22 protein-coding genes are annotated in these 26,307 nt (G+C 62.2%); 7 read left to right on the plus strand and 15 right to left on the minus strand.

Annotation, left to right across the window (positions count from 1 at the left end; genetic code table 11):
- Positions 1-114: 114 nt before the first annotated feature.
- Positions 115-1,365: an alpha-hydroxyketone-type quorum-sensing autoinducer synthase gene (gene cqsA / locus ACZ6WW_RS02860; RefSeq protein WP_465272877.1), complete on the plus strand. Its 1,251-nt coding sequence runs from the start codon at positions 115-117 to the stop codon at positions 1,363-1,365.
- Between the two features lie 192 nt (positions 1,366-1,557).
- On the opposite strand, the gene ACZ6WW_RS02865 is transcribed toward cqsA, so the two are convergent.
- The 6 genes from ACZ6WW_RS02865 to ACZ6WW_RS02890 form a co-directional block, all read right to left on the minus strand.
- Positions 1,558-2,883, minus strand: a complete 1,326-nt coding sequence (locus ACZ6WW_RS02865) for a zeta toxin family protein (protein ID WP_465272878.1) — start codon at positions 2,881-2,883, stop codon at positions 1,558-1,560.
- Complete coding sequence (locus tag ACZ6WW_RS02870) at positions 2,880-3,233, minus strand: hypothetical protein (RefSeq protein ID WP_465272879.1); 354 nt, start codon at positions 3,231-3,233, stop codon at positions 2,880-2,882. Before ACZ6WW_RS02870 ends, ACZ6WW_RS02865 begins: the two co-directional genes overlap by 4 nt.
- Before the next feature lie 364 nt (positions 3,234-3,597).
- Positions 3,598-5,094 carry a zeta toxin family protein gene (locus ACZ6WW_RS02875; RefSeq protein ID WP_465272880.1) on the minus strand — a complete coding sequence of 499 codons (1,497 nt, stop codon included), beginning with the start codon at positions 5,092-5,094 and terminating at the stop codon, positions 3,598-3,600.
- Positions 5,091-5,444: a hypothetical protein gene (locus ACZ6WW_RS02880; protein WP_465272881.1), complete on the minus strand. Its 354-nt coding sequence runs from the start codon at positions 5,442-5,444 to the stop codon at positions 5,091-5,093. Before ACZ6WW_RS02880 ends, ACZ6WW_RS02875 begins: the two co-directional genes overlap by 4 nt.
- Positions 5,445-5,635: 191 nt before the next feature.
- The gene (gene def / locus ACZ6WW_RS02885) at positions 5,636-6,175 is read right to left on the minus strand and encodes a peptide deformylase (RefSeq protein WP_465272882.1); all 540 of its coding nucleotides are present in this window, start codon (positions 6,173-6,175) and stop codon (positions 5,636-5,638) included.
- A 36-nt stretch (positions 6,176-6,211) separates the two neighbouring features.
- Positions 6,212-7,009, minus strand: a complete 798-nt coding sequence (locus ACZ6WW_RS02890; RefSeq protein WP_465272883.1) for a DUF4197 domain-containing protein — start codon at positions 7,007-7,009, stop codon at positions 6,212-6,214.
- Between the two features lie 185 nt (positions 7,010-7,194).
- Between ACZ6WW_RS02890 and ACZ6WW_RS02895 the strand changes: the two genes are divergently transcribed.
- From ACZ6WW_RS02895 to ACZ6WW_RS02905, 3 genes are all read left to right on the plus strand, one after another.
- Positions 7,195-9,261 (plus strand): carbon starvation CstA family protein, encoded by a 2,067-nt coding sequence (locus ACZ6WW_RS02895; protein WP_281852129.1) that lies wholly within the window; start codon positions 7,195-7,197, stop codon positions 9,259-9,261.
- 10 nt (positions 9,262-9,271) lie between these two features.
- The gene (locus ACZ6WW_RS02900; protein WP_281852128.1) at positions 9,272-9,466 is read left to right on the plus strand and encodes a YbdD/YjiX family protein; all 195 of its coding nucleotides are present in this window, start codon (positions 9,272-9,274) and stop codon (positions 9,464-9,466) included.
- 153 nt (positions 9,467-9,619) lie between these two features.
- Complete coding sequence (locus ACZ6WW_RS02905) at positions 9,620-10,129, plus strand: DUF2127 domain-containing protein (RefSeq protein ID WP_281852127.1); 510 nt, start codon at positions 9,620-9,622, stop codon at positions 10,127-10,129.
- A gap of 99 nt (positions 10,130-10,228) precedes the next feature.
- Here ACZ6WW_RS02905 and ACZ6WW_RS02910 read toward each other — a convergent pair whose 3' ends face one another.
- From ACZ6WW_RS02910 to xerD, 6 genes are all read right to left on the minus strand, one after another.
- On the minus strand, positions 10,229-11,131 hold the full coding sequence (locus tag ACZ6WW_RS02910; protein ID WP_465272884.1) for a DMT family transporter: 903 nt from the start codon (positions 11,129-11,131) through the stop codon (positions 10,229-10,231).
- Positions 11,128-12,039 (minus strand): glycosyltransferase family 2 protein, encoded by a 912-nt coding sequence (locus ACZ6WW_RS02915; protein WP_465272885.1) that lies wholly within the window; start codon positions 12,037-12,039, stop codon positions 11,128-11,130. The genes ACZ6WW_RS02910 and ACZ6WW_RS02915 overlap by 4 nt, the downstream gene beginning before the upstream one ends.
- A gap of 41 nt (positions 12,040-12,080) precedes the next feature.
- Positions 12,081-12,839, minus strand: a complete 759-nt coding sequence (locus tag ACZ6WW_RS02920; RefSeq protein WP_465272886.1) for a hypothetical protein — start codon at positions 12,837-12,839, stop codon at positions 12,081-12,083.
- Between the two features lie 62 nt (positions 12,840-12,901).
- Positions 12,902-16,762, minus strand: a complete 3,861-nt coding sequence (gene purL / locus ACZ6WW_RS02925; RefSeq protein ID WP_465272887.1) for a phosphoribosylformylglycinamidine synthase — start codon at positions 16,760-16,762, stop codon at positions 12,902-12,904.
- Positions 16,763-17,217: 455 nt separating this feature from the next.
- The gene (locus ACZ6WW_RS02930; RefSeq protein ID WP_465272888.1) at positions 17,218-17,976 is read right to left on the minus strand and encodes a thioredoxin fold domain-containing protein; all 759 of its coding nucleotides are present in this window, start codon (positions 17,974-17,976) and stop codon (positions 17,218-17,220) included.
- Positions 17,977-18,124: 148 nt separating this feature from the next.
- Positions 18,125-19,033 (minus strand): site-specific tyrosine recombinase XerD, encoded by a 909-nt coding sequence (gene xerD, locus ACZ6WW_RS02935; protein WP_465272889.1) that lies wholly within the window; start codon positions 19,031-19,033, stop codon positions 18,125-18,127.
- Positions 19,034-19,077: 44 nt separating this feature from the next.
- Between xerD and ACZ6WW_RS02940 the strand changes: the two genes are divergently transcribed.
- On the plus strand, positions 19,078-19,578 hold the full coding sequence (locus ACZ6WW_RS02940; protein WP_465272890.1) for an RDD family protein: 501 nt from the start codon (positions 19,078-19,080) through the stop codon (positions 19,576-19,578).
- 76 nt (positions 19,579-19,654) lie between these two features.
- Positions 19,655-20,905 carry a polyhydroxyalkanoate depolymerase gene (locus ACZ6WW_RS02945; protein WP_465272891.1) on the plus strand — a complete coding sequence of 417 codons (1,251 nt, stop codon included), beginning with the start codon at positions 19,655-19,657 and terminating at the stop codon, positions 20,903-20,905.
- 145 nt (positions 20,906-21,050) lie between these two features.
- Here ACZ6WW_RS02945 and ltaE read toward each other — a convergent pair whose 3' ends face one another.
- On the minus strand, positions 21,051-22,064 hold the full coding sequence (ltaE, locus tag ACZ6WW_RS02950) for a low-specificity L-threonine aldolase (protein WP_465272892.1): 1,014 nt from the start codon (positions 22,062-22,064) through the stop codon (positions 21,051-21,053).
- A gap of 134 nt (positions 22,065-22,198) precedes the next feature.
- Between ltaE and ACZ6WW_RS02955 the strand changes: the two genes are divergently transcribed.
- Positions 22,199-23,947, plus strand: a complete 1,749-nt coding sequence (locus tag ACZ6WW_RS02955; protein ID WP_465272893.1) for a glucan ABC transporter ATP-binding protein/ permease — start codon at positions 22,199-22,201, stop codon at positions 23,945-23,947.
- A 7-nt stretch (positions 23,948-23,954) separates the two neighbouring features.
- Here the strand turns inward: ACZ6WW_RS02955 and lptG are convergent, their stop codons facing one another.
- Positions 23,955-25,055, minus strand: coding sequence for an LPS export ABC transporter permease LptG (gene lptG / locus ACZ6WW_RS02960; protein ID WP_465272894.1), 1,101 nt, complete (start codon positions 25,053-25,055; stop codon positions 23,955-23,957).
- Complete coding sequence (gene lptF / locus ACZ6WW_RS02965; RefSeq protein WP_465273011.1) at positions 25,052-26,167, minus strand: LPS export ABC transporter permease LptF; 1,116 nt, start codon at positions 26,165-26,167, stop codon at positions 25,052-25,054. The genes lptG and lptF overlap by 4 nt, the downstream gene beginning before the upstream one ends.
- Between the last annotated feature and the right edge of the window lie 140 nt (positions 26,168-26,307).

Raw genomic sequence — 26,307 nt, forward strand, 5'->3', positions numbered from 1 at the left:
GTGGAGGGTCACCAGTCACATCGTCACCAGATTCGAAACATTTCGCCACACCATTGACGTTGAGTGATTTTATAGGTCGCGTCTGCTTGTTTTCTTCTCGTTCGAGGAACCTCGATGAACCCGGCCCGGATATCAGACGTACTCGCTTCGGCGGCTTTACCGGAGGTTATTCGCCAACGCATCGATCACTTCTACAGCCAGCGCTTCGAGCATGCATGGCATGGCAAGAATCTGTTGTCCGGACGTCGCCCTGAAAAAGGCGACGTTATTTTACAAAGCAACGACTACCTGGCACTGGCAAGCCACCCATCCATTGCGCAGGCGCAGGCCGCATCGTTGGCCAGCCAAGGCCAGGGCATGATGATGTCAGCGATCTTTGAACAAGATCTGCAGACACCGATGCATCAGTTGGAAAGCAGCCTGGGGCGCGCCATGGGTGCCGCCTCGGGGATACTGACTCAGTCCGGCTACGCAGCCAATGTCGGCCTGCTCCAGTCCATTGCCGACGCCGACAGCATTGTCTACCTCGACATGATCGCCCACATGTCCTTGCGCGAAGGCGCCAAGAGCGCGGGCGCAAGGGCCGTCTTCTTTGCGCATAACAACCTGAACCACCTGGACCGACAGATCGACCGCTACGGGCCTGGCATCATCGCTGTTGACGCCGTCTACAGCACACTTGGAGATATCTGCCCCCTGGCTGATATCGTCGAGATAGCGTCAAGGCAGCAATGTGCATTACTGGTGGACGAGTCCCATTCGTTGGGCGTCCTTGGCCCGCACGGCGCCGGCCTGGTTGCCAGCCTTGGCCTGAGCAAACAGGTCCATTTTATGACGGCGAGTCTCGCCAAGGCCTATTGCACGCGCGCCGGCCTGATCGCCTGTCCGCAGGAGTTCAACACGTATTTCAGCTATGAGTCGCTTCCTGCCATCTTCAGCTCCGCATTGCTGCCGTTCGAGCTGGCGGGCCTGCAGGCAGTTCATGCCTTGGTTGACTGCGCCGACGAGCGCCGGACGCGCTTGCGTGCAACCGCTCGGCGCTTGCGCGATGCACTGGCCGACCTGGGCTATCCCATAGAGCGAAACGACCACTACATCGTTGCGCTGGAAATCGGCAGCGAAGAAGAGTGCATGCGCATTCGCGACCTGCTGGAAGGCGCTGGCGTGTTCGGCTCGATCTTTGCTCCTCCAGCCACATCCATAAAACATGCCTTGATTCGGCTTTCGCTGCATGCCGATATCGACCCCGCTCAGGAAACGCGGATTGTCGAGGCCTTTTGCCATCTCCGCCCTTTGATGCGCTCTGACAACTGGACCACAAATCGCCCTGGTCGCCGCACGATGCACAGAAGTTCGAGGCCATAGCAAGGATCGAGGAAGTCCTCGGCTATGCGGAAAAGGCAGAAAGAAATCTGCGTCGTCACTACAGCAACGAAAGCAGGCGCTACTCCATCCATCGCCTGCTTCATTGACGCATCATGGCACGGCACATCGCCGCCAACAGCCCTGCGATACTGCCATTCCCAAAGACATCTCTTGCTTCACTTGGATGAGCATCTATAGCTTGGCCTGTAGATGCGTTGTGGCTTGCTGCGGCTGGGTCTGGGTCGGTTGCTGTTGCTGAAACCGCTCCATGGCAAACGGCCACCTTCTCGAGCTCTCGGCCAGAGGCGTGTCCAGACCCTTTACGGTGTCTATCACGGCAAACTTGTTGAAGTTCCCCATCGATGGCTGACCCTGAGCGGCGACCACCTTGCTGAGGTCGGCACTGAGCGCCACACCGTCTATCCGCTCCATGCCGCTTGCGCGTGCCACCACGGTCAACGAGGCCGCCAGATTGGTGCTGCGCACATCCGACGGGTGCGAGTATTCCTTGTCCATCGCCTGCACGTAGCCCAGGGCCTGCTTGTACAGCGCATGATCGGGATGCGCGCTATCGTCCAGACGCGTTGGTGTCACTGTCGACGAGGATGCAGCCATGGTCGGCGGCGCCAACCGGTGCAGATTCGTCTGCGCTTCGGCAGCCCTTTCCGACGTGCGACGCACGATGCCGAACTCTTCGCGCTGCTCCAGAAACTTGGCCACCGTCGCCGGCTTGACGTCCGGAATACCTTCCAGCTTGGTCTTCGCACCCGCATGCCAGGCCACCTGGCTGTTCCAGCCTTCGGCAAGCTGGCGAGACCGGTCGACACTTTCCAGCCGATGCTCTCGCTCCGCCTTCAACGATGCTCCAGGTGTCGCATCCTGCTTCTTGCTGTCGTAGAGCTCCCTGCCCTCTCGATCAAAAATCCGGATAGGCACGCCATCAATGTTGCGGAGTTGGTCCAGGTTGCCCGGCAACTTGGCATAGACCTCTTCCTGGATGTGCGCCGGGACATACCGTCCGTGCCCCTCCGTGCCCATCGTCATCGCGAAGCGCGCTTCCACGCCCAGCTCGCTTTCCAGCCGGTGCGTTGCCAGGGCACGTATTTCGACCTCGTAGCCCTTCTTGTGCAGTTCGGAAACGAGTTCCGCCGCGCTCTCGTACTTACCCAGGGTGGTGTCGATGATGAGATTCTTCTGCTGACCTATCGCTGCCGCACGAAGCTCTTTCGCCCACTGGCTTGCATCTTCGTGAGTCTGATCGGCCCACGAATAAGGATTACGTGCCTTCAAACCACGCACATCAGGATAGAAATCGCGCATCTGATCCGGATCGACCACCACCGCCTGCTGGCCGAATTCGCGCAACGCGGCCGCCGCTACAGCCCCCTTACCGGCCCCGGGCTGACCGGCAAGAATGATGGCTCGCGGTGGTTTGGTTTGCGATCCCACATCGTTCAAGACCGTAACGATTTGCTCGTCAAAGATCTTCTTGTGCAGCTCGGCATCAAGCTTGCTCATAAAATATCCTTATCGGATGCACCGTGGAAATACGTCCAGAGTTCTTCGTCGCCGATCCACACCTGCTTGAACGTCGCGCGCTGCAGCAGCTTCAACTTCTCCTCGGCGTAAGTCACGTGCGCGGCATCGCCGGAGGCACGCGCGGCATCGAGCTCCGCCTGGGCATCGCCGACAAACGAACTTAATCCCTCTTCAATAGCCCATAACGCTTGTTCGAAAACGGGTACGCCAGCCGATGGGTGCGATACCGCGTGATGCAACAGCCATTCCAGCTTTGTCAGATAAGCGGGATAAGCAGCAAGCAGGTCGCGCAGTTTTTTCGGTACGGGCGGCGAAGCAATCGTATTCATAGTCAATATCCCTTTTGATAATCATCAAAGCGAGAAGACGCGACGCACAAACACGTGAAGCCACCTCCGGATCACGGAGGATAAATCAACAAGATCATCCAGAAGCACGTTGGCGCTGGAACATGGTGCAGGCCAATAAACGCAACGCGGTAGCCCGTTTATATTTTCACACCCTATTACCGGTGACAATCTCCCGGACCACCTTAAAAATCGCCCAGGCTACTGCCGCACGGACAGTAGCCGTCTGGCACCGGGCCTTCTCGTTCTCATCGGATGTGGCGAGGGCAAGCCTGGTGCTTGCCTGGAGCTCACCCTGTCGCAGGCGAGGACGGCCCACGGGTTATCCCCCGCGGGCCGTGGACGCTTATGCCTTTGCGGTATGTTGCGCCTGAACCTGCTGGGGTTGTGCCTGTGTCTGCGTTTGCGACTGTTGCTGCTGCTTGAAGGCCTCCATGGCTTGGGGCCATTTTGCCGAGGTTTCCGCTACCGGTGTGTTCAACCCCTGCATGGTGTCGACGCGCGCGAACTTGTCGAAGTTACCCAGGGCCACCTGACCTTGAGCGGCCACCACCGTAGCCCCCTTATCGTCAAGCGCAATGCGGTCGATTCGCTCCATCCCGTTGTTGCGTGCAGCCACGGTCAGCGCTGCGGCCAGATTGTCACTGTGTGCATCGGGCGTATGCCCTTTGGACTTGTCCAGCTCATGCACATGGTCGAGGGCCTGCTTGTAAATTGCATGATCGGGATGCGAGGCATGGTCCAGACCAAGCACCGTACCGCCGGAAGCCGAAGACGACGCACCGCCATGAGCCGGCGCATCGGGTTGCTTCGGCGACGATGTGCTGCCGGAGGTACCGGGTTGACTGCCCGGGCTTGAAGAGCTCGGGCCCGAACCCGGACTCGACGGACCTGGGCCCGGACCACGATCGTGCGTGGAGTCCTGCGACTGCGACGTACTGGCGACCGGCGCAGTGACCCTGCGCAGATTGGCCTCCGCTTCGCGAGCGCCTATGTTCAGGCGTTCAACGACGCCGAACGTCTCCCGCTCCTGGACGAACTTCGCGACCGTTTTCGGTTCGACGCCGGGGATGCCTGCCAGCGTCTTGGTGGCGCCCTCGTGCCAGCTCACCTGTTGCTGCCAACCTCGTGCGATTTCGGTGGAACGCGTGACATCGTCCAATCTGCCGGCGCGTGCCGACTGCAGCGTCACGCTCGGCGCGGTGCTTTGTTTCTCGCTGTTGTAGAGCTCCTGGCTTTCTCGATTGAAGATGCGAATCGGCACATTGTCGACGGCTTTGAGCTTGTCCAGGTTGTCAGGCAACTTGGCATAAACCTGTTCCTGGATGGCTGCGGGAACATACCGACCATGCCCTTCCACACCCATGGTCTTGGAAAAGCGTGCTTCTACGCCAAGCTCGCTTTCGAGTCGATGAGTGGCCAAGGCACGCACTTCGACGGTATAGCCTTTATCACGCAATTCACCGACCAGCCTCGATGCGCTTTCGTATTTACCCAGCGTGGTATCGATGATGAGATTCTTTTTTTGGTCGATCGCTGCCGAGCGAAACTCTCCCGCCCATTTGCTGGCATCCGCATGCGTTTCATCGGCCCAGGCGTAAGGACTCTCTGCTTTCAGAGCGCGCACGTTCGGGTAAAAGTCGCGCATCTGGTCCGGGTCGACGACCACCGCGTTTTGACCGAGCTCACGCATGGCGTTAGACGCCACGCCACCCTTTCCAGCGCCAGGTTGCCCAGCAAGAATGATGGCGTGCGGCTTATCCTGCGACGTCGCACTATTCAGATTCGGGGCGATTTGCTCTCTGAAAATCTTGTCGTGTTCCTCTTTCGTCAGCTCGGTCATACAACACCCTTGTCAGATGCACCGTGGAAAAAGGCCCAGAGGTCCTGGTCGCCGACCCATACATGCTTGAACGTCGCAGCCTGCATCAGCTTGAGTTTCTGACGGGCACGTTCGATGTTGGCCTGATTGCCGGACGCCTCGGCCGCACTGACCTCTGCCTGGGCGTCACCGACAAACGAACTGAGCGCTTCTTCAATCGCCCATAACGCCTGTTCAAAAACAGGCACACCGGCGGATGGATGGGCTACGGCGTCATGCAATACCCGATCCAGTTTTGCCAGATGACCTGGGTATGACACGAACATGTCATGCAATTTCTTCGGTACGGGTGGTGAGGCAACCGTATTCATAGATAGTCAGCGTCCATTTTAGATAACAGTTAAAGCGTTAAATACAACACGTCCACACAACACGAGATGATCGCAATACCTCATCGCACGCACTGCGATGCATGTCCGGAATTTTGATCGCCCCAGGCATCTGGGCACAAAAGATCACCATCCCGGCCAAGGCCGGAATGGTGATCAGGAGCGGCTTTCCTTCAATCGTCCGCGTTCGGGTCCATGCCCGGGAACAGCACTTCGGTGTAGCCGAACTTGGCGAAATCGGTAATGCGCGACGGATACAGGCGCCCGATCAGGTGGTCGCATTCGTGCTGCACCACCCGTGCGTGGAAACCCTCGGCGCTGCGTTCGATACGCTCGCCTTTGGGATCGATGCCTTCGTAGCGAATCAGGGTGTAGCGATTGACCGCGCCACGCAGGCCTGGCACCGAGAGGCAGCCTTCCCAGCCTTCTTCCATGTCCTGCGACAACGGCGTGATCACCGGATTGATCAGAATGGTTTGCGGCACGGGTGGTGCATCGGGATAACGCTCGGAGCTGTTGAAGCCGAAGATCACCAGTTGCAGATCGACGCCGATCTGCGGCGCGGCCAGCCCGACGCCACTGGCGTGATGCATGGTTTCGAACATGTCGGTGATCAGGGTGTCCAGCTCGGGGCTTCCGATCATCGACTGCGGCACCGGCGGTGCGATGCGCAGCAGTCGAGGATCACCCATTTTCAGAATCTCGTGGATCATGGATATCTCTTGAGTTTCACCGGTAGATCGGAACGTTTATTTGCCGAACACCTTTTTCAATAGCGATGTGGTTTGCTGCGCCGGATTATCGCGAATGGATTTTTCCTGATCGCCGATCGTGGCGAACAAGCCATCCAGCGTTTCCTTGGTGACGTAGTCATCCAGGTCCAGCGAGCTGGAACCACCGCCCTTGCCGCCCAGACTACCCAGCTTGCCCAGGCTGCTGCCCAACGCGCCGCCGCCGCTACCGGAGGTAAACGCCTTGTACTTCTGCGTAACGCCCACGCTGTCGGTAGTCTTGGACACGATCGGGCGGATACGCTCGGTCAGCGCAGGACCGGCGACGCGTCGGAAATAATCGGTGGCGGCATGATCGCCGCCGGTAAGAATGCCGCGCGCATCGTCGAGGGTCATCTTGCGAATCGCATCGCCGAACAGGTCGGCGACCTGAGGCACGGCTTTCTCGGCGGCGCGGTTCATGCTCAGCTGAAATTCGTCGACCTTCGCACCCTGCCCCATCTTGCGTGCCAGGTTACCGGCCTGTTCCAGCTTGCCGGGCAACGGAATGCGCACCTTGGGATTGTTCCAGAAGCCGTCGTTGCGGCCCAAGGTATTGATGGCATCGGTGGTGCTCTTGGCCAGCGCCTCTTTCAGACCGGCGGCCACATCGCTATTGGGCAGGTTCACGCCATTGGGCTGGCCGGAGGTGCTTTGCTGCGTAGCGGACTTGGCCTTGTTGAGCAAATCCTTGAATTGAAATGCCGAACCGGCGAGTGGAGCAATCAGCAGGGCAAGCGCAAGGCCGGTGGCAACACTACGTTTTGTCGGACGCATGGGTCTTCCTTAAGCAATGCGGGGCTCTCAGTCTACGCCGACGAGGTGTTACCCGAATGTTTGCGGGGCAGCGAAACGGGCTGTCATCTATTCGACCAATAGCTAATGCCCTGGGCGGCCCTGCGGCTTGACCCCCGCCAGCGCCGGGACGAACCTGTTACGGCATCTCCCGGGGAGCTCCATCCATGCAAACCACAACTCACAACGGCACGGCGGCGAAACTGCTCTGGGCTGTCATTGCCATTATCGGCGCCTGGTGCCTTGGCGTCGTCGCGTTGCGCCGGGGCGAGCCGATCAATGCGATCTGGCTGGTCGCCGCCTCGATCGGCCTGTTCGTCATCGGCTACCGTTTTTACAGCAAATTCATCGACACGAAGGTGTTGAAGATGGACCCCAGTCGCGCCACCCCCGCGGTGTTGCGCAACGACGGTCTGGACTATGTACCGACCGACAAATGGGTGGTGTTCGGCCACCACTTTGCCGCCATTGCCGGCGCCGGCCCCCTGGTCGGCCCAGTGCTGGCCGCACAGATGGGCTACGTGCCCGGCACGCTGTGGATCATCTTCGGCGTGATCTTTGCCGGTGCCGTGCAGGACTTCATGATCCTGGGCCTGTCGCTTCGCCGCGACGGGCGCTCGCTCGGCAACATGCTGCGCGACGAACTGGGACCGGTTGCAGGCGTCGTGGCCATGTTCGGCGTGCTGGTCTTGATGATGATCGTGCTGGCAGTGCTGGCGCTGGTGGTGGTCAAGGCGCTGACGCACAGCCCGTGGGGTACGTTTACCGTGGCGTGCACGATCCCGATCGCGCTGCTGATGGGTATCTATCTGCGCTGGTTCCGGCCGGGGCGGATTCTGGAAGTGTCGATCATCGGTATCGTGCTGCTGCTGGTGTCGATCTGGTCCGGTTCGATCGTCTCGACCTCGAGCTGGGCGCCGGCCTTCGACTTCGATCCCAAGGCGCTGGCCTGGCTGCTGATCGCTTACGGCTTCTGCGCCTCGGTCCTGCCGGTATGGCTGTTGCTGGCGCCGCGCGACTACCTGTCCACCTTCCTCAAGATCGGCACCATCGCCCTGCTCGCGCTGGCGATCTTCCTGGCTGCACCGACCTTGCAGATGCCGCCGATCACCAAGTTCATCGATGGCACTGGCCCGGTGTTCCAGGGCAACCTGTTCCCATTCCTGTTCATCACGATCGCCTGCGGCGCGGTATCGGGCTGGCACTCGATCATCGCCTCGGGCACCACGCCGAAACTGCTCGCCAATGAAGGCGAGGCACGCATGGTCGGTTATGGCGGCATGTTGATGGAGGCCTTCGTCGCCATCATGGCCCTGATCGCCGCCTCATCGCTGCATCCGGGCGTGTACTTCGCGATGAACTCGCCGGGCGCCCTGATCGGCACCACCGCGCAACAGGCGGCGACGACGATCAGCCAATGGGGCTTCGTGGTCACGCCGGACGAGTTGCTCAACACCGCCAAGAACATCGGCGAAAGCAGCATCCTCAGCCGCGCTGGCGGCGCACCGACGCTTGCCGTCGGCATGGCGCAACTGCTGCACGGAATCATCCCGGGCGAAGGCATGATGGCCTTCTGGTACCACTACGCGATCCTGTTCGAAGCGCTGTTCATCCTGACCACGGTAGATGCAGGTACGCGCGTGGGCCGCTTCATGATTCAGGAAATCGCCGGCCTGATCTACGCGCCGCTGAAAAAGACCGAATCGTGGACCAGCAACCTGCTTGCCACGGTGATCTGCGTCGGTCTGTGGGGGTATTTCCTCTACCAGGGCGCAGTCGATCCGCTGGGCGGCATCAACACCTTGTGGCCCTTGTTCGGCATCGCCAACCAGATGCTGGCGGCGATCGCGCTGATGCTCGCCACGGTGGTGATCGTCAAGCTCAAGCGCGAACGCTATGTATGGGTCCCGGGTATTCCGGCGATCTGGCTGGTGACCTGCACCCTGGCCGCGGGCTGGCAGAAGCTGTCCGGGCCGATCAGCTTCACCGCTGCCGCCCAGAAGTACGCCGATGCGTTGCAGGCCGGCAAGCTGCTGGCACCGGCCAAGACTGCCGAGGAAATGCAGCGGATCATCACCAATAACCGGGTGGACATGGCGCTCACCGCCCTGTTCATGCTGCTGGTGATAACCATGACCCTGTTCGCGCTGCGCTCGATGATCCGGGCATGGCGCGAAAATCACCCGACGGCGCACGAAGAACCCTACGTGGCCGTGACCAGCGTGGCCCGCTGAAGGAGCCGATATGAACATCGATCTGCAAGCCATCGGAAAGTGGGCGGTGCAAACCGCTCGCCTCTGCTGCGGGGTTCCCGACTACGACGTCTACGTCAAGCACCTGCGCGAGCACCACCCTGAGCGGGAGGTGCCCAGTTACAAAGAGTTCTTTCGTGAGCGGCAGGTAGCCCGATACAAGGGAACCGGAGGCCGTTGCTGCTAGGTGAGGCCCGAGTAAAGAGGGGGTGAGAATCGAGCGGATACCGTGTCCGACGCGTTTCTCACCCCCTTGCCGCCCGTCACTTGCCCCTCCCGGCATATTCCCTATTCACGCCCCGGCCGGGACAATAGTGGTCCCCCGCTGATCCGGTACTCCATGTCCCAGACCCACCCTGAGCCGATCCCGCCGATCGAGCCGCAGCACAATCTTGGCTTGCGCATCATTGCGATCTACAAGGCGGTCAAGACGGTCGGCCTGATCGCCATCGCCATTTTCGCCTTCCGTCTGGATCGCGAAGAGAACTTTGCGCGCCTGGTGACCTGGCTGGAGCATCTGTCCCTGACCGACAGCAACAGCCTGCGCTGGAAGCTCGTCGCGACCCTGCAAGAATGGGGACCGAGCAAGTTTGTCGCGATCGGGCTGGTGGCACTCGCTTACGCGGCGATTTTCGCGACCGAGGGTACCGGCCTGTGGCTGCGCAAGCATTGGGCGGAGTGGTTTACCGTGATCGCTACCGGCTCGCTGATTCCGGTCGAGCTTTACGAAGTGATCGAGCGCTTCAACTGGATCAAGCTGGCCGTACTGATCGGCAATATCGCCATCGTTATCTATCTGGTGCGTATCGCGATGCAACCGCGCAAGAAGCCGGTGAAGACCACGGCGTAAGGGAACTTCGAATAACCTCGGCCTTTCCTATCGTCATCCCGGCGCAGGCCGGGATGACGAGCCGGAAGGGTTTTTTAGCGATGCGGTGAAACCGCCCCATCAAACTTCGTGATGCAGGACCTCAGCCGAAGGCTCGGCCTTTCTGCGCGGCGCCAGTTCCACCAGATACATCGCGGCCAGAATCAACAAGCCGCCGACCAGCATGCGCCACGTAAACGCCTCGCCACCGAAGGCCACCGCAAACCCCGCCGCAAAGACCGGCTCCAGCGTCATCACGATAGCCGCACGCGTGGCGCTGAGATGGGCCTGCGCCCAGGTCTGCATCAGCATCGCGCCGGCGCCCGCCGCCAGCGCCATATAGACGACGGCGATCCATGCATTCGTATCGGGCGGCAAACGCGGGCCATGCGGCAGGGTCGCAAGCAGGCAAATCGCGGATATCGCAAACATCTGCACGGTCGACAAGGCAAACGCGCTACCCGGCCTGGACCACTGCCCCAAGCCCACGATGTGCAGGCCATACAGCACCGCCGACGCGAGCGTGATCCACACGCCGTAACCGAGGCTCAAACCACGCAATGCCAATACGGCCAAACCGCCCAGCGACAGCAGCACGGCGATCCAGGCGATCGACGGTAGCCGCTGACGCAGCAGAACCGTAGCCAGCAATGGCGTGAAAACCACATACATGCCTGTGGCAAAACCGCTGATGCTGGCGTCGGTGTGTTCCAGGCCGTTGGTTTGCAACAGCTGGCCGATGCCATAGACCGCGCCCAGCAACAGGCCTTGCCACCACTCACGCGCACTCAGGCGCAGCAAGGGCCGGAAAAAAAGCAGCAACATCGCCACGGCGGCGATCAGAAAACGTATGGCGAGAAAATCCGCAGCCGGCAGGCGGCCAACCAGGTCCTTGATCAGGAAAAAGGTCGAACCCCAGATGGCCGTAACCGCCATCAAGCCCAGTGTCGCGAGGGTCGCGCCTCGTGCCTGTGGCTCGCTCATGCCGGCACATCGCCAGCGACGCGCCGCTTACGCGTAGCCAACCGCCACCACTGCCCCGGGATCTTCAACAGAAAATGAGCCCATATACCCAGCCATACGATCGCAAGGAGCAGCGGGTTACGCGCCGCCGGATCGAACTTGCGGAACCAGCGCCACATGCCGCGATGTTTGTACCAGCTGACGAAGACCGGCCGATGCCGGCTCGATGTGCCCTTGCCATGCAATACACGCACGTCCCCGGCCAGCCACACTTCATAGCCGGCATCGCGTATGCGACGGCAGATATCCAGGTCTTCGCAATGCAGGAAATAGGCTTCGTCGAAACCGTCGATGCGGCGGAATACATCGCGTGGCATCAGCATCAAGGCGCCGGAAACGGCCTCCGTCTGCACCATGCGATCAGGCGCCGGCCCCGCGATATTGACGCCCTCGCCTTCGGCACCGATCAAGGTGCGCAACGATCGCGCAAGCAAGGGGTCGCGCCGGAACGACGCCGGATCGGCGTGGCCGCTTTCATCGCATACGACCGCACCGATGACGCCGGCCTTGGGAGTCTGCTCGAGATGATCGAGCAGGCGCTGCAGCGTATCGTCTTCGAGCAGGCAATCGGGGTTGAGCACCAATAGCGTGTCGCCGGAGGCCTTCGCCGCGGCGCGATTGATTGCCGGCCCGAAACCGAGATTGGCGCCGTTGTAGATCACCAGCAGGCGCTCGTCGCCTTGATGATCGCGCTCGATCACCTGCGGTATGCCGTCGTGCGAATCGTTGTCGATCAGGATGAACTGCAACGGCAACGTGCAGGCAAGCGCGCGCCGCGCACATTCGCGCAACGACGCTCCGCTATCGGCGGAAACGACAATGATGCTGACGGCGGGGGGCGCGCCGAGGCTTGTGGCGGGGGTACTCACTTGCCAATTATGCGCGATAGTCCACGCAGGGAGTACGTGCCTCAGTCGCTTGCTTTGTCACCGAGCACTTCGTGCAGCCGCGCCGGGGCGCCGTCGAGACCACGCGCCAGCCAGGGTTGCTCGCCGTCCCAGCCGTAAAGTTGCCAGCCGCGCAAACGGAACACCTTGTCCGCCTGTCGGTCCCACAGCAGGTCGCCCCGCCCTTGCGGCGTACTGGCGACGAACCAGCGCCCCTGGGGACTGAAGCCACAGCGTGCACTCAAGCGTTCCAGGGTTCGCCCGTCGCCGAAACGGTAACTGCCGCTTTCGTCGTTAGCCGGCCGATAATCCACCGAATCGCCGAAGGGATCGTCGAGCCGACCCTTCGCGTCTTGCCAGCGTGCCGGTTCCAGCTCGACGATATGCGCCACGGGGCCGACCGGCGCCATCGCCAATTCGCTCCATTCGGGCTGCGGCGCGGTGCGCGGTGTGCGCCTGACGCGGTGATCCAGCAGGGATTCCAGCAAGGCGACCAGCGAAAAGCCGACCAGAGCCCCAAGCAGGGCCGCGCCCCAGGCGAGCAGGTCGCCACCCAACGCTCGTTGCAGGGCGAACAACCAACCGGGCAGTCCCCATTTCAAGGCCCGCCGACACCACAACGCCCACTCGTGGCGCCGCGATGCCAATACGGCCGTACCTAATGCCAGCGCCAGCAACAACGGCAATCCGAGCCACCAGGGTGGCAAGGCGAACACGCCGATCCACAGCGTGATCGCCAGCGCGCCAAGCGGGATACGCAGATACCAGGGGAGCTGGGACATGCGTTAGTAAAGCCGGCTCCGATACGACCTGTAAAGGCAATAAAGCCGGCTTTATCGCTCGATCAACCGCACCAGACGCGGGCGTTGCGGAACATCCGCATCCACGGTGAGTCCTCGCCCCACGGGTCCGGATGCCAACTCATCTGCGCACTACGGAACACGCGTTCCGGGTGCGGCATCAGAATCGTCACGCGACCTTCGGCAGCGGTGAAGCCGGTGAGGCCACCGGGTGAGCCGTTCGGATTGAGCGGATAGTCTTCGGTCGGGCGCCCACGATTGTCGACGAAGCGCAACGCGCCGCCGGCCTTCGACGGGCTGCACACCTGCGGGAAACTGACCCGGCCTTCGCCATGCGCGACCGCCACCGGAATACGCGAACCGGTCATGCCCTTAAAGAAGATGCTCGGCGAGTCGAGCACTTCCAGCGTCACCACGCGAGCTTCGTACTGCTCGGACGCGTTGCGCAGGAACTTCGGCCAATGCTGGGCGCCGGGAATGATGTCCTTGAGCTGGCTCATCATCTGGCAACCGTTGCATACGCCCAGCGCAAACTTGGATGTGTCGGCGAAGAAGGCGGAGAACTCCGCGCGCAGGTAGTCGTTATAGAGAATGGATGTCGCCCAGCCACGGCCCGCGCCCAGCACGTCGCCGAAGGAGAACCCGCCGCACGCGGCAAAACCGCGGAAGTCGGCCAGTTTGATGCGGCCTTCGGCAAGATCGGACATATGCACGTCGACCGCGTCGAACCCGGCGCGCGTAAACGCCGCCGCCATTTCGGACTGACCGTTGACGCCCTGATCGCGCAATACGGCCACGCGCGGACGCGCGCCCTTGGCGATGAACGGCGCGGCGATGTCTTCAGCGGGATCAAAGCCGAGCTTGGGGCTGATGCCCGGATCGGCATCGTCCAGGCGCCATTCGCGTTCGGCGTCGGCACTTTGCGGATTGTCGCGCAGGCGCTGCATCGAGTAACTGGTGTCGTTCCACGCGGCAAACAGCGTGCTCCAGTTCCACTTGAACAAGGTGTCGCCACCCAGGAACAACTTGATGCCGAGTTTTTCCTTCGGACGACCGATGCGATGGGCGATACCGGCCAGGCCGTATTTCACCAGCAACGCTTCGAACGCTTCGCGATTGGCGCTGGCCACCTGCATCACCGCGCCGAGCTCTTCGTTGAAGAGCGCGCGCAAAGTTGCCTCGCCCCAACCTTCGAGCTGAATTTCCAGGCCGCAGCGACCGGCGAAAGCCATTTCCAGCAGAGTGACGATCGCGCCGCCATCGGAACGATCGTGATAAGCGAGCAGCAGGCCCGAACGGTTCGCTTCCTGCACCAGATCGAACAAGGCCTTCAGCTGCTTGGCGTCTTCGAGATCCGGCGGCACGCCGCCGCCACGATTGAATACCTGGGTGAGCGCCGAACTGCCGAGGCGATCACGCCCGCCGCCCAGATCGATCAGCCACAGTTCGGAATCGCCGCGATCGAGACGAATCTGCGGCGTCAGCGTGCGACGCACGTCGTCGACGCGCGCAAAACCGGTGATGACCAGCGACACCGGCGACACCGTACGCTGCTTGGTCTCGCCTTCCTTCCACACGGTCTGCATGGACAGCGAGTCCTTGCCGACCGGGATCGAGATATCGAGCTCCGGGCACAGCTCCATGCCGACAGCCTTGACGGCGTCGAACAGGGCTGCGTCTTCGCCCGGATGGTTGATTGCCGCCATCCAGTTCGCCGACAGGCGCACCTCGCCCAGCGAGGCGATCGATGCCGCAGCCAGATTGGTGATCGCCTCGCCCACGGCCAGACGCGCCGCATCGGCGCTGCTCAGCAAGGCGACCGGCGCACGCTCGGCCATCGCCATGGCTTCACCGACATAACCGTCGAAATCGGCGATGGTGACTGCGCAGTCGGCCACCGGCACCTGCCACGGGCCGACCATCGGATCGCGCGAACACAGGCCACCGACAGTGCGGTCGCCAATGGTGATCAAGAAGTTCTTGCTGCCCACGGTCGGCAGCTTCAGCACGCGGATCAGCGCTTCGTCCATGCTGATGCCGGTAAGGTCCGGCACCAGGTCGATACGCGGCTTGATGTGCTTGGCATCGCGATGCATGCGTGGCGCCTTGCCGAACAGTACATCCATCGGCAGGTCGATCACGGTGAGGTCGCGGCGCGGATCGCGCACCACCAGCACACGCTCGGCAGTCGCTTCGCCGACGACGGCATACGGGCAGCGTTCGCGCGCGCAATAGGCTTCGAATTCGGCCAGGTCGGCCGCATCGATGCCGAGCACATAGCGCTCCTGCGACTCGTTGCTCCATACCTGCATCGGCGAGAGCTGCGGATCGTCGCAGGGGATCTTCGACAGATCGATCTGGCCGCCGACGTTGGAATCGTTGAGCAGTTCGGGAATCGCGTTGGACAGACCACCGGCGCCAACGTCGTGCACGCTGACGATCGGGTTGTTGTCGCCACGTGCCCAGCAAGCGTCGATCACCTGCTGGCAACGGCGTTCCATTTCGGCGTTGTCGCGCTGCACCGAGGCGAAATCCAGTTCCGCGCTCGAAGTGCCCGACGCCACCGACGACGCAGCACCGCCGCCCAGTCCGATCAGCATCGCCGGACCGCCCAGCACGATGACCTTGTGGCCCGGCTGCAGCTCGCGCTTTTGCACATGGTCGGCGCGGATATTGGCCAGGCCGCCGGCAATCATGATCGGCTTGTCGTAGCCGCGACGCAGGCCGGCTTCGCCGGTTTCGTGCTCATAGGTGCGGAAATAGCCACCCAGACAAGGACGGCCGAATTCGTTGTTGAACGCGGCCGCGCCGAGCGGGCCGTCGCGCATGATTTCGAATGCGCTGGCCATGCGCGGCGGCAACGGACGATCCACTTCCCACGGCATCGGATGACCGGGAATACGCAGGTCCGAGACCGAGAAGCCGCTCAGACCCGCCTTGGGCTTGGCGCCGCGGCCGGTCGCGCCTTCGTCGCGAATCTCGCCGCCCGCACCGGTGGCCGCACCGGGCCACGGGGCGATCGCGGTGGGATGGTTATGCGTCTCCACCTTGATCGCGTAGTCGATACGTTCGCCATGCGCGCGCCACACGCCATCGGCGTCGGCAAAAAAGCGCTTGCCTTCGTTGCCTTCGATGACCGCGGCATTGTCCTTGTACGCGGACAAGGTATGCGCAGGCGAATGCTGGTGCGTGTTCTTGATCATGCCGAACAGGCTCTTGTCCTGCGGCTGACCGTCCAGGGTCCAACTGGCGTTGAACACCTTGTGGCGGCAATGCTCGGAATTGGCCTGGGCGAACATGAACAGTTCGGCGTCGGTGGGGTCGCGCCCCAGCTCGGCGTAGCGCTCGGCCAGATACTCGATTTCGTCGTCGGCCAGCGCCAGACCCAGCTCGCTGTTGGCCTTGGCCAGTGCGGCCTGCGCATCGCTACCCAGGGCGATGTGCAGCAGATCGCCGGGCTTGCCAGCCAGGAACAGACCCTTGGCGTCGTCCAGCTGCGTCAGCACCGACTGCGTCATCGCGTCGTGCAGCACGTCCATGACCGCGTCGTAATCGCGCGCACCGGCGTCGGGCATATGTGCGAGCTGCCAGGCCATGCCCCGCTCGACGCGACGTACCTGAAAACCCGCGCCGTGCAGAATATCGGTGGCCTTGCTCGACCAGGGCGAAATCGTGCCCAGGCGCGGCACCACCCACAGCGAAGCCGACTCAGGTGCGGCATCCTTCGCTTCGAGTACTTCCAGCAAGCGCTTGCGCTGCTCGCCTTCGGGCGCCGTATCGGTATCGATGAAATAGACATGCCAGGCCGCCTGCACACGCGCGCCACGATGCAGGGCATCCAGGCGGGCATTCAGACGTTCGAGGCGAAACGGCGATAGGGCACTCTGCCCGTCGAGTACGATCATTGCGGGGAATGGCGCTTGACGCGCAAGGCAGCGAAAACGCCCATTCTACCCCATGCTGCAAGACAGCAAAGGGCGCCCCGGACAAGCTATTCATTTCATTAAGATTACGGTCCGGATTTGCGCCTCCGGACCATAGAAATCCCCCGCTAGCCGCCTGATTTTCGAGTCACGCCGACCGTAAATTCGGTCGAAGACCCATCAGCGGCATGCGGAAGGGTTATTTGCGCCTGGGCCGGGCCGTCCAACGTGGATTTCAGCTCGGGCGATGCGAGCAAATTCAAGTCATTTCCCTGCTTCTCGAACAGATCGACCTTACACATGCACCAGCGCCAGCAGGCGAATGGCGCCAAAACTCCTTGTTGCTTCCATCATAGCTATCTCCATAAAAGCGAAACGCCGCTTCCGCGGCGCTTCACTTCCAACATGTCGAGATAGCGGCGCGAGTGACCGTCGTCTCAGCTACCGTTGGTCTTGTTGAGCGCCTTGATCAACTGATCGGGAGTGACGTATCCGCCTACAACGCGTCCGTCATCGGCGACGATGGTCGGCGTGCCGGTCACACCCAGCTTCACGCCCAGCTCGAATTCGTCCTTGACCGGATTGGTGCAGCTGGCAGCCTTGGGTACTTTGCCCTGCTTGGCTTCGGTAAAGGCCATTTTCGGGTTGGCGGCGCACCAGACGTTGACCATCTCGGTGTAGGTCGCGGTGGGTGCGCCCGACGTGCTGGTCACGCCTTCGCGCGGCCACGCCACGTACTCGACCGAGATGCCGGCCTTGTTGAAATCGGCGATGTGCTCATGCAGCGCCCGGCAATAACCGCAGTTCACGTCGGTGAACACGGTGACCTTGTATTTCGGATTGGCCGCGGCAAAGACGATGCGCTGCGACTCGGGCAACTTGTCGAGCTGGACTTTGCGGAAATCCGCCCAGGCGCGCTCGCTGATGTTCTTCTTGTTGCCGAGATCGAGCAGGTCGCCGTTGAGCAGATACTTGCCGTCGGCACTGACGTAGACCAACTGCCCGGAGGCGATGACCTGGTAGAAGCCCGGCAGCGGCGCAGGCTCGATCCTGTCGACCTGCACGCCCGGGGCCAGGCCCATGACGGCCTTGCGGACGACCGCTTCGGTCGCATCGTCGGCAGCCAGCGCGGAAAACGCCAGGCCGGTCAGGGAAAGGGTCAGGATCAGCTTTTTGAACATCGAAAATTTGGACATGGGAACCTCACGTGCATCCATTCACCGCCGGGGGCGCGGGAACTGCGGATTCTCGCATAGTAGGCTGAATGAAGCGTGGCAGGTGTGACAGTTTCGCAGCTTTACGGTTCGGTCATTTCTTTTGTAACCGAGCCTTACGCTCACGCGATCAGCCGCGCGGATGGTGTTGCGCATGCAACCTTTTCAGCCCTTCCTTGGCGACCAGCGTATAGATTTGCGTGGTGCTCAAGGCACTGTGCCCCAGCAGCATCTGCAGCGCGCGCAAGTCGGCGCCGTGGTTGAGCAGATGGGTGGCGAACGAATGGCGCAGCACATGCGGCGAGATGCGCTTGGGCGCGATGCCAACCGTTACCGCATAGCGCTTGACCAGGGTCCAGAACATCTGGCGCGTCATGCCTTCACCGCGCTTGCTCAGAAACAGCGCTTTGGGCTGCTTCCCCTTGGCAAGCACGGGGCGCGCGGTCTTCAGGTAATTCTCGATGCGCTCCAGCGCCACTTCGCCCACCGGCACCAGCCGATCCTTACCGCCCTTGCCGGTGACACGCAGCACGCCCTGGCGCATATTGAGCGCCGCCAGCGGCAGTTCGACCAGTTCGGAAACACGCAGGCCGGATGCATACATCAATTCCAGCATGGCGCGATCGCGCAAACCCAGCGTCGCGGTCAGATCCGGCGCATTCAACAGACCCTCGATTTCGCGCTCGGCCAGCGCCTTGGGCAAGCTGCGCGGTGTACGCGGGCGTTCGATCAGCAGGGTCGGATCGTCAAAACCGCTCTCGCTACGTGCCAGCCAGCCGTAGTAACGGCGAAACGAGGATTGACGCCGCGCCATCGAGCGCACCGCGACGGGCTGTGCACCGTGATAGGCGGACAGATCTTCGCGCCGTGCGGTCAGCAGGCTGCGTTGCCGACCTGACAGCCATGCGGCGAGGCCCTCCAGATCGCGTCGGTAGGCTTCGAGCGTGCGATTGGCCAAGCCGTCTTCCGACCAGACGCGTTCGATGAACGCGGCGATGCTGCGCTGGTCGGCTTCGGCGATACTTGCGGTTTGTTCCATGCGCGACATGCTGGACACCCCGCGCTCAAGACGCAAGCGAGACCATGACTCACGACACCGTCAATGCACTGCCCTGCCCGCTATGGCGCCGATTGCTGGCGCTGCTGTACGACCTGTTGGCCGTCATCGCCATCGCCGCGGTCATGGGCCTGGTCTGCCAGATCGCCACGCACGGGCGTCTGTTCGATGCACAGGGTCACGCACTCACCTGGTGGTTCCAGCCGCTGCAGTACCTGACCATCAGCGCGTATTTCGTGGTGTCGTGGTTGCGCGGCGGACAGACGCTCGGCATGCGGCCGTGGCGTATTCGTGTTACCTCGGCGTCCGGCACGGCTCCGTCGTGGCGGCAGGCGCTGATCCGATTGATCGTTGCCTGGCTGCCGGTTTTTCTACTGGAACTGCAAACGGCGATCGGCATGCGGGGAGCGATCTATGCCGCGCTTGGCGGCTGGGCGCTGTGGTTCGCGGTTGCCCTGATCGATCGGCGGCGACGCACACTGCACGACATACTTGCCGGGACGGAAGTGCGTCGCATAGACAACTGAGACTGTCGTGACGCAGCGCAACACCCAATGGCGAAACAGGCTAAACTGGTTTTTTGCACACCCCCGGTCCCCGCCCATGCTTTATCAGATTCATGAGTGGCAGCGCGCCGTCCTCGGCCCGCTGAGTTATTTCGCCCAAGCAAGCGCACGCATGCTCTCCGATCAGAGCAGCCCGCTGTCGAACCTGCCCGGCGCACAACGCGCGGCGGCCGGCTACGAGCTGATGTATCGCCTGGGCAAGGAATACGAAAAGCCCGAGTTCGGCATCCACAGCGTTGTTGCGCACGGTCAGCCGATCGCGATCGTCGAGCAATCGGCGATGGAACTGCCGTTCTGCCAGTTGAAGCGCTTCAAGCGTTTCAGCGACGAGCCGGAAATCATCGAGCAGATGAAGAACGACCCGTCGGTGCTGGTGGTTGCACCGCTGTCGGGACATCACTCCACGTTGTTGCGCGACACGGTGCGCTCGTTGCTGTCCGACCACAAGGTCTACATCACCGACTGGACCGATGCACGCATGGTGCCGGCCGAGCATGGCGCGTTTCATCTCGACGACTACGTCGCGTACATCGAGCAGTTCATCCGCCACATCGGCGCCAAACGCGTGCATGTGATTTCGGTATGCCAGCCGACGGTGCCCGTGCTCGCCGCGATTTCGCTGCTGGCCGCGCGTGGCGAAGACACGCCGCTGTCGATGACGATGATGGGCGGCCCGATCGAACCGCGCAGCAACCCCACCGGCGTGAACAACCTTGCCACCACGCAGCCGCTGTCCTGGTTCAAGGGCAATGTGATTCACACCGTTCCGCCGAATTATCCAGGCCACGGCCGCGAGGTGTATCCGGGCTTTCTGCAACACGCCGGCTTCGTCGCGATGAATCCCAGCCGGCATATGAATTCGCATTGGGACTTCTACCAGAACCTGCTGCGCGGCGACCTTGACGACGCCCAGGCGCATCGCAAGTTCTACGACGAATACAACGCCGTGCTCGACATGCCGGCCGAGTACTACCTCGACACCATCAGCACCGTGTTCCAGCAGTTCCTGCTGCCGCGCGGCCTGTGGGACGTCAATGGCGAGCGCGTCAAGCCGAGTGCGATCAAGGACACCGCCCTGCTAACGATCGAAGGCGAGCTGGACGATATCTCCGGCCTGGGCCAGACCGAAGCCGCACACGACCTGTGCAGTGGCATTCCGGCCAACCGTCGCGCGCATAAGGTCATCGAAGGCGCGGGACATTACGGCATTTTCAGCGGGCGCCGTTGGCGTGAGACGGTTTATCCGCAGGTGCGGGACTTCATCAAGAAGTTTGATCGGGCGGGTTGAAACAAAAGCCCCCCTCACCCTAACCCTCTCCCCCGGCAAAGCCAGGGGAGAGGGGACTGACTGAGGCAACCGATCAACCTCGCGCAACGTGCTCCCCTCCCCTGGCTTTGCCGGGGGAGAGGGCTGGGGTGAGGGGGCTTCTGGCTCAGCCGAAGAACGCCCGAAACGCCTGCACCACCCGCTCCACACCTTCATCATCGATATCCAGATGCGTCACCAGCCGCAACGTCGGCAGATAACCGATGCTGATGCGTATCTGCGCCGCTTTCAAATGGACGTCCAACTCACGCAACCGATCGGCCGGCACATCGACGAACACCATGTTGGTGTGATGCCCCAGAAGTTTTAAGCCACCGATCTCGCGCAGTTCCGATGCCAGACGCTTCGCACGCGCATGATCGTCAGCCAGCCGTGCCACATGATGGTCGAGCGCATAGGTCGCCGCTGCAGCCAGCATCCCGGCCTGTCGCCAGCCGCCACCGGCGACCTTGCGCCAGCGTCGCGCCTTCTCGATCAAGGCGGCCGAACCGACCAATACCGACCCGACGGGCGCGCCCAGCCCCTTGGACAGGCATACCGAGACGCTGTCGAAATGCTGAGCAATCGCGCGTGCCTGGACGCCCGCACCGATCGCCGCATTGAACAGCCTCGCTCCATCCAGGTGAAACGCCAACTGGCGCGACTGCGCGAAATCTTGCGCAGCGCGCAGGTAATCCATCGGCAACACCCGGCCATGCCAGGTGTTCTCCAAGGCGAACAGGCGCGTACGGGCAAAATGCGGATCGACCGGCTTGATCGCCGCGGCGACCTTGTCGAGCGGCAGGCAGCCATCGGCATCATGCGGAATGGGCTGCGGCTGGATCGAGCCGAGCACCGCCGCGCCGCCGCCTTCGAACTTGTACGTATGCGCGTCGGCACCGACCAGGTACTCGTCGCCGCGTTCGCAGTGCGACATCAGCGCCAGCAGGTTCGACTGCGTACCGGTCGGCACGAACAAGCCAGCCTCGAAGCCGAGATCCGCGGCCAGTCGGCTCTGCAAGGCGTTGACCGTGGGGTCCTCGCCATACACGTCGTCACCGACATCGGCATCGACCATGGCTTGCCGCATCGCGGGGGTGGGACGCGTGACGGTATCGCTGCGCAGATCGACCCAGCTCATGGGATGCCTCGTGAAGTTCGGTAGAGCGCGTTAGCTTGGCCTGAACATCCGGGTCACACAAGTCATCGCGGAAATTCCGTCGCGGCCTCGTCGGAGGTAAGCTCTTGCCCATCGCCGCAAGGACTTGAGCAATCGTGTCGATTTTGCGCCTGTATGTACGCGTGCTGGGCCTGCTGGCTGCCGAACGCACGCTGGCGATCACGCTGGCGCTGACCAACCTTGCGGTTGCCTGCGTGTTTTTTATCGAACCCATGCTGTTCGGCAAGGTGGTCGACGCGCTGAGCGGCGATAGCGGGCGCGCCATGCGTTTGATTGTGCTCTGGGCCATCGTCGGTTTCCTGGGTGTCGCGGCGGGCGTATGGACGTCCTTGTACGCGGACCGGCTTGCGCACCGTCGACGGTTGGCCGCCATTGCGCTTTACTTCGAGCATGCCTCGGCGTTGTCGCTGGGTTTTCATAGCGATCACCACACTGGTCGGCTGGCACGCATCATGAACATGGGCGTGGGCAACCTGTTCGGCCTGTGGCTGAGCTTCTTTCGCGACCACCTTTCCACCTTGTTCGCGATCGTGGTGATGATCCCGGTCGCGCTGTGGATGAACTGGAAGCTGGCGCTATTGATGATCGCGCTGATGATCATGTTCGCCGTGACCAACGCCGTCGCGATCCGGCGCACGCACAAGGCGCAAGGTGAAGTCGAGGATCTGCACAATGAAATAGCCACGCGCGCGGGCGACGTGTTCGGCAATGTGTCGATTGTGCAAAGTTTCACCCGGCTGGCCGCCGAAGCGGTGGCGCTGAAGGAAATGATGGCGCGCGTGCTGGATGCGCAATACCCGGTACTACGTGGCTGGGCTCTCTTGTCGGTGCTCAACCGCGCGGCCAGCACGCTGACCATCGTGGCGATCTTCGCCTTGGGCAGCTCGCTGCATACGCAGGGCGAAATCACCGTCGGCGGGATTGTCAGCTTCGTCGGCTTTTCGATGTTGCTGATTGGCCGTCTGGAGCAGTTCGCCGCGTTTATCTCCACGCTGTTCTTCCAGACCCAGTCGCTGGAGGATTTCTTCGCCGTGCTGGACGAGCGCCCGGCGATTGTCGACAAGCCGAATGCCCCGGCCCTCACCGGCGTGCGCGGCGATGTGGTGTTCGACCATGTCAGTTTCGGTTACGACCCCGTGCAGCCGGCGTTGCATGATCTCAGTTTCAACGTCGCCGCCGGCAGCACCATCGCGCTGGTCGGCCCGACCGGCGCAGGCAAGACGACGGCGCTCAGCCTGCTTTACCGCGCCTATGATCCCAGCGAGGGGCGCATCACGATCGATGGCCAGGATATTCGTGAGGTCTCGCTGGAATCGCTGCGCAAGAATATCGGCGTGGTGTTCCAGGACCCGGGCATGTTCTACCGGTCGATCCTGGAAAACCTGCGCGTAGGCAATCCCGACGCCGACCTCACCCAGATCGAAGCCGCGGTCGCCGCGGCCGAGGCGACCGGGTTTATCGCACGCAAGCCGGAAGGTTTCGAGACCATGGTCTCCGAACGCGGTCGCTCGCTGTCAGGCGGCGAGCGCCAGCGTCTGGCGATCGCTCGCGCGATGCTCAAGAACGCACCGATCCTGGTGCTGGACGAAGCCACCAGCGCGCTGGACAACGCGACCGAAGTGCGGATTCAGCGCGCACTGAACGCGTTGACCAAGGGGCGCACGACCTTCGTGATCGCCCATCGCCTGTCGACGGTACGCCATGCCGACATGATCCTGGTACTGGACCAGGGCCGCCTGGTGGAAAGCGGTCGCTTCGATGAGTTGGTCCGACTGGGCGGCTTGTTTGCGCAGCTCGCGGCGGATGGCAAGTTTGCACCCGACGCGGAAGAGGCGACGGCGTGAGCCGGCGTTAGCCACTCCGCCGGAAATAGAACCACGCAAGCAACGCCAGAATCAGCGCCGGCAACAGATTGGCCAATAGCGGCGGCACGCCATACACCGTACCGAAATTCACCATCGCCTTCTGCAGGAAGTACCAGCCGATCGCCAGCAGCATGCCGATAAACATGCGCTTGCCCAGGCCGCCCGAACGCAATGCGCCGAATGCGAACGGCATCGCACAAAGCACCAGCACCAGCACGTTCAGCGGATAGAGCGCACGTGTCCAGAACGCTACGGCGTATTCGCCCGGCGCCTCGCCCAGGCTTTGCTTGTAGTTGATATTGCGGCGCAGGTCGCGCATCGACAGATACTGCGGTTGGATCAGCGACTGCTCCAGCACCTGCGGATTCAGGCGCGAATCCCACACCGACTTGGGCGCCAGCGTGGTGTGCGCACCGGCATCGTCCAGCGTCGTGGTGCGCACATCGTCCATCACCCATTGATGACCGTCGTGCTCGGCCGTCTTGGCCCAGTCGAAGCGGCTCAACTGGCCGTCCGTCGTCATGGTGAAGACGCGCACGTCGACCAGTTGCACGGTGGTATGCGTGTCGCCCTGGCGCGCCATCGCCGTCTTGGCATTGATGATGCGGTCGCCATCGCGCGCCCATAGCCCGCTATTGCCGGCCATGCCGATGTTGTTGGTCTTCATGCGCAGCTGCATCGCCTGCGCCTGTTGATCGCCCCACGGGGCTGCGGTCTCGCCGAGAATCACCACGCCCACGATCAGCACCGCGACGATGCCCACGGCCGAGGTGGCAATACGCAACTTGGACATGCCCGACGCGCGCAGCGCGGTCAGCTCACCGCTGCCGGCCAGGCCACCCAGGCCCAGCAGACCGCCGATCAGCGCCGCGTTGCCGAACATTTCATACATGCGGCGCGGTGTCGTCACCAGCACGTACACGATCGCATTGGTCAGCGTGTAGCCGTTCTTGCCGATACGGCCGATCTGGGTGATCAACTGAAACACCACGTCCAGGCCGGTCAGCACCAACCAGACCGTGACCAGGGAACTCAATACCGTGATGCCGACCAGCCAGTCGACGCGCTTGATGCGCAAGGCGCTCATCGTGCCACCGCCTTCGTCGCCTTCACTACCTTCGGCTTGCGGATCGCATACTGATTGCGGAACAACCAGACACCCAGCCCGAACACCAGGATGCAGACGATCCACATCGGCGTGGAATGATGCCACTTGCCCTTGATCAACTGGCTGCGGCACAGCGCCAGCAACAGGTAATAGAGATAGAACACGAGCAAGGCAATGATCAATCTGGCCGAACGGGCCTCGCGCGGCTGCTGACGCGACAGCGGCACCGCCAGCATGATCAGCACCAGCATCATCGCCGGCGCGATCGTGCGCCACGCCAGCTCGGCGCGCGCGTCACCGTTGTCGACGGCGAACAGCTGCATGGTGGTCAACGAGTGCGCCGGATCTTCGTCGTTGTCGTCGGACTGGATATTGGACAGCGACGTGTCGTTGCGCTCGTACTTCATCTTGCGCCAGTTGTCGGCGCCGAGCGGCATCTCGTATTGCCAACCGTCGTAGAGCGCCAGGAAACGGCCATCGCCATCGCTTTCCTGGTAGAGCTGACCGTGCTTGCCGGTGACGACCTTCAAGCGCCGGGTCCCATCGGTGGAATCGCGCTCGGTCGCAATGAAGGTATTGCCCAGCACGCTGCCGTCGCGGCTCAGGTTGTCGACGAAGATGATGCCGCCGCGTCCCGGCAACTCGGTGAAGCGGCCGGCATCGAGACCGGCGGCAATCACCGAACGGTTGGCGGCCGCGACCAGGCTATCGGAAGTACGTGCCGCCCACGGCCCCAGCCACATCGCCACCACGCCGACCAGGATGGCCAGCAGCACGGCAAGGATCGCCACCGGCCTCAGCAGGCCGGCAGGCCCCATGCCCGAGGAGGACAGCACGTGCATTTCGCTCTCGCGATACATGCGGCCCAGGCTCCACAGCACACCGACAAAGCCGGCCAGCAGCAGCAACGTGGACAGACCGTCGAGCATGTTCAGGCCCAGCACCTGGAACATCACGCTGGCGGGAAAGCTGCCGTTGGCAACCTGTTTGAGCACCTGCGCGAACGAGGTACCGGCAAAGATCGCCACCAGCACGATCGTCGTCGCGGCAACGGTCTGCGCCAGTTCACGCAAAAAGTAGCGATCGAGAATGTTCAGAACCGGACCTCGGCGAGAAAGCGCGCAGGCGCTACCAGGCAAAACCCGGCAACGGGAAAAAACGAATTCAAACGCGCAGTTGCGCTGACGGATGACAAAACCGCCCCCAACCCGGCTACGACAGCCCCGGGAAC

Source organism: Dyella sp. NPDC103356, assembly GCF_055584465.1.

Coding starts and splice junctions, on each gene's coding strand:
- cqsA (WP_465272877.1), top strand. CDS start 115: ATGAACCCGGCCCGGATATCAGACGTACTCGCTTCGGCGGCTTTACCG.
- ACZ6WW_RS02865 (WP_465272878.1), bottom strand. CDS start 2,883: ATGAGCAAGCTTGATGCCGAGCTGCACAAGAAGATCTTTGACGAGCAA.
- ACZ6WW_RS02870 (WP_465272879.1), bottom strand. CDS start 3,233: ATGAATACGATTGCTTCGCCGCCCGTACCGAAAAAACTGCGCGACCTG.
- ACZ6WW_RS02875 (WP_465272880.1), bottom strand. CDS start 5,094: ATGACCGAGCTGACGAAAGAGGAACACGACAAGATTTTCAGAGAGCAA.
- ACZ6WW_RS02880 (WP_465272881.1), bottom strand. CDS start 5,444: ATGAATACGGTTGCCTCACCACCCGTACCGAAGAAATTGCATGACATG.
- def (WP_465272882.1), bottom strand. CDS start 6,175: ATGATCCACGAGATTCTGAAAATGGGTGATCCTCGACTGCTGCGCATC.
- ACZ6WW_RS02890 (WP_465272883.1), bottom strand. CDS start 7,009: ATGCGTCCGACAAAACGTAGTGTTGCCACCGGCCTTGCGCTTGCCCTG.
- ACZ6WW_RS02895 (WP_281852129.1), top strand. CDS start 7,195: ATGCAAACCACAACTCACAACGGCACGGCGGCGAAACTGCTCTGGGCT.
- ACZ6WW_RS02900 (WP_281852128.1), top strand. CDS start 9,272: ATGAACATCGATCTGCAAGCCATCGGAAAGTGGGCGGTGCAAACCGCT.
- ACZ6WW_RS02905 (WP_281852127.1), top strand. CDS start 9,620: ATGTCCCAGACCCACCCTGAGCCGATCCCGCCGATCGAGCCGCAGCAC.
- ACZ6WW_RS02910 (WP_465272884.1), bottom strand. CDS start 11,131: ATGAGCGAGCCACAGGCACGAGGCGCGACCCTCGCGACACTGGGCTTG.
- ACZ6WW_RS02920 (WP_465272886.1), bottom strand. CDS start 12,839: ATGTCCCAGCTCCCCTGGTATCTGCGTATCCCGCTTGGCGCGCTGGCG.
- purL (WP_465272887.1), bottom strand. CDS start 16,762: ATGATCGTACTCGACGGGCAGAGTGCCCTATCGCCGTTTCGCCTCGAA.
- ACZ6WW_RS02930 (WP_465272888.1), bottom strand. CDS start 17,976: ATGTCCAAATTTTCGATGTTCAAAAAGCTGATCCTGACCCTTTCCCTG.
- xerD (WP_465272889.1), bottom strand. CDS start 19,033: ATGGAACAAACCGCAAGTATCGCCGAAGCCGACCAGCGCAGCATCGCC.
- ACZ6WW_RS02940 (WP_465272890.1), top strand. CDS start 19,078: ATGACTCACGACACCGTCAATGCACTGCCCTGCCCGCTATGGCGCCGA.
- ACZ6WW_RS02945 (WP_465272891.1), top strand. CDS start 19,655: ATGCTTTATCAGATTCATGAGTGGCAGCGCGCCGTCCTCGGCCCGCTG.
- ltaE (WP_465272892.1), bottom strand. CDS start 22,064: ATGAGCTGGGTCGATCTGCGCAGCGATACCGTCACGCGTCCCACCCCC.
- lptG (WP_465272894.1), bottom strand. CDS start 25,055: ATGAGCGCCTTGCGCATCAAGCGCGTCGACTGGCTGGTCGGCATCACG.